The following is a 3,043-nucleotide window of genomic DNA, read 5'->3' on the forward strand; positions in this document are numbered from 1 at the left end:
ATCCGCCACACAGTGCTCCGACCGCCTCCACGCCTGCTCACGACGAGCCTCAGGTTTTTCGGGTTTCGCGCCGAACCAGGCAACAGGGTTTCGTGTTTCCGCGAGGATGAAGCGCCGCGAGGAGTGTGTGGCGGATCCCGCAGTCGCTGCAAGCCACGGTGTCAGGACTGAGTGACCCGCGGCCGCTCCATCGGGATGACATCGTGTGGCTTTCGATGGGTGCAGTGCGTGTGCGGGTGAAGGCCTCGCGACAGCGGCCCGAGCCGGCTTTCCACTTCCCACCGGCCGCGCTTACCCGCTCCGGCGAGCCGTCGGCTTTCCGGGCATCAGCGCCGTTCATCGCTCTCGCCGACCCGTGTTCCCGTCTTGGACCCGACGCCGGTACGTCTGAATATCGAACACGAGTGCCTGATGCGCCCATCTGGCGCCGTTTCTAGGCATTGCCGGTGATCCCGAGTGGCCGATTATCGTACGTTGCACCTCGATGCTGCACGATTGGTGACTGCCGTGTAAGCCGTTGAAAAACAGCGATTTACCCGTTTGGCGCGATGCGGCACGAGTCTGGACTAAGGGGATGCCGTCCGCCGCCCGACCGGGTGGCGATCCGCCGGGGCACTTTCCCTCCCGGAGCAGTATCCATCTCCCATCGCAGGAAGCACGACAATGACCACCATCCGCTTCGCCTCCCTGTTCGCCGTCGCCGCCGCCGCCCTGGCCGCCACCGACGCCCAGGCCCAGACCGCCACGCAGTCCGTCAGCTACGAAGTGTCGGCCATCAACGAGATCAGCGTTTCGGGCTCGCCGTCGCTGGTGATCAACGACGCCACCCCCGGCAGCGGGCTGGTTTCCGCCTCGGCCGCCGGCACCTACGCCATCACCAGCAACCAGACCAACCGCAAGATCACCGCGCGGATCGACACCAACATGCCGTCCGACGTCACTCTCACCGTGCAGCTCGCCGCCCCCAGCGGCGCCACGAGCGCGGGCGCGGTGAGCCTGAACAGCGTCGACAAGGACGTGGTGACCGGCATCAGCAACGTCGACCAGTCGGGGCTGTCCATCTCGTACGGCCTGAGCGCGACGGTCGCGGCGGGCGTGGTGGCGGCGGGCAACAAGACGGTGACGTACACCATCACCGCTGGCGCCTGAGCCATTTGCCGACACGGCGGGCGCCACCCGGCGCCCGCCATCCTCCCCGGTTCTCCTCCCCCGCAGGATTATGAAGCTCATCTCCGCCATCGCTATCGCGCTGCTGCTTCCCGCGGCCGCCGCCGCCCAGGTCAGCGTCGTCAGCAGCACGCTCGAGGAGCGCGCCGCCACGCCGGGCGAGCAGTACACGGGCACCATCCGCGTCCGCAACACCAGCAGCGCGCCGCAGCTGGCGCGGGTGTACCAGACGGACTACCGCTTCCAGGCGGACGGCCAGACCTTTTACGACCAGGCCGGCTCCTCCGCCCGCAGCAACGCCGGATGGGTGACGTTCAGCCCGTCGCGGCTTACGCTGGCACCGGGCGAAGAGGCTACCGTCAGCTACACGGTGAAGGTGCCCCAGGCAGACCCGCGCGGCTCGTACTGGAGCGTGGTGATGGTGGAGACGGTGGATGAAGGACGCGCCGCGGCGGTGCGGGCGGGGCGCGTGGGCATCGAGCCCACCATCCGCTACGCCGTGCAGCTGGCGACGCACGTGGGGCAGGCCCCGCGGCGGATCGCGCTGGAAGGCGCCCGGGTGTCGCGCGAGCAGGGCGCCCCCGCGCTGGCAGTAAACGTCGTCAACACGGGCGAGCAGGCCGACCGGCTGGACCTGCGCGTGGAATTGTTCGATGCGGAGGGCGCGCCCGCCGGCCGGCTGACCAGCACGCGCGGGCTGGTGTACCCCGGCAGCTCCATCCACCAGCGCTTCGACCTGGGCCAGCTGGCGCCCGGCACCTATCGCGCGCTGCTGGTGGTGGATACGGGCTCCGACGACGTGTTCGGCGCGGAATACACCATCCGCATCTGACGTGCGGGTTCGCGGCTGGGTGATCACTGGGCTGGGCCTTTGCGCGTTCGCGGAACGCGCGGAGGCCCAGCTCGCGCGCGTGGAGCGCCGCGGGCCGCTGGAGCTGCCGGCGCGCGCGGGCGAGGCGGTCACCGTGCCCTTTCGCGTCACCAACACCTCCGGCGCGCCCGCGACCATCGAACCCGCCCTGGCGCTTCCCGCCGGGTGGCGGGCGACGGGCGGCACGGCGCGCGAGCTGGCCGCGGGCGAGGCCGAGCTCCGGCTGGTGGCGGTTCGCGTGCCCTCCGGCGCGGCGGCGGGCCGCCACGTGGTGCACTACTCGGTGTCGTCATCGGCGGATTCCGCGGTGCTCGTGGTCCCCGAACGGCGGGGGATTGCCGTGGAGCCGGTGGAGACCTCGGCCATGGCTATCGCCGGCGACGAGTACGCTATCCCCTTTCGCCTGTCCAACCGCGGCAACGTGGCCGAGCGGCTGGTCCTTCGCGCGGCGGGCGACCAGGGCGCCCGGCTGCGCGCGGACTCGTCGTCCATCGTGCTGCCCCCCGCGTCGGAACGGGTGATCGCCGTGCGCGGGAGGACGGAGCGCGGGGCGCCCGCCACCGTGCGGCACCAGGTGACGCTCCACGCCTCGTCCCCCAGCGACTCCGCGTCGGCGAGGGTGCTGCTGACGGTCGTCGCGCGGGGCGGGGGAGGGACGCGGCGCCGGCGGCTTCCCGCGGAGCTGGCCGTTCGGGCAGCGGATTCGCTGTCCGCCGCTGGCTTCTCGTTCTCCGCGCGCGGTGCGCTGGACCGCGCGCAGCGGGTGCGGCTGGACGTGCTCGCGCGAACGGCGGACCCGGCGGGAACGCCCTTCCCGCGCCAGGACGAGTACCGGGTGCGCCTGGACGCGCCTGGCCTTTCCCTCCGTGCGGGCGATGACGTCTACTGGCTCTCGCGCCTCACCGGGCCGGGCCGCTACGGCTTCGGCGTGGGTGCCACGTTACGCCGCGGAGTGCTGAGCGCGGGAGGCATCGTCTCCCGCGACCGCCGCGGCGACGGGATCGG

The 3,043-nt window shown here is 71.5% G+C and carries 3 protein-coding genes; all 3 read left to right on the forward strand.

All coding sequences use genetic code 11. From position 1 onward, the window contains the following. Positions 1–663: 663 nt before the first annotated feature. Positions 664–1,149 carry a hypothetical protein gene (locus tag VIB55_RS24495; RefSeq protein WP_331879313.1) on the forward strand — a complete coding sequence of 162 codons (486 nt, stop codon included), beginning with the start codon at positions 664–666 and terminating at the stop codon, positions 1,147–1,149. A gap of 70 nt (positions 1,150–1,219) precedes the next feature. Then, positions 1,220–1,999, forward strand: coding sequence for a hypothetical protein (locus tag VIB55_RS24500; protein ID WP_331879314.1), 780 nt, complete (start codon positions 1,220–1,222; stop codon positions 1,997–1,999). 1 nt (position 2,000) lies between these two features. Then, positions 2,001–3,043, forward strand: a 1,043-nt coding sequence (locus tag VIB55_RS24505) for an NEW3 domain-containing protein (protein WP_331879315.1), incomplete at its 3' end; no start/stop codon positions are given.

Origin of the sequence: Longimicrobium sp. (genome assembly GCF_036554565.1) — a bacterium.
In the GTDB taxonomy this organism is placed as follows: domain Bacteria; phylum Gemmatimonadota; class Gemmatimonadetes; order Longimicrobiales; family Longimicrobiaceae; genus Longimicrobium.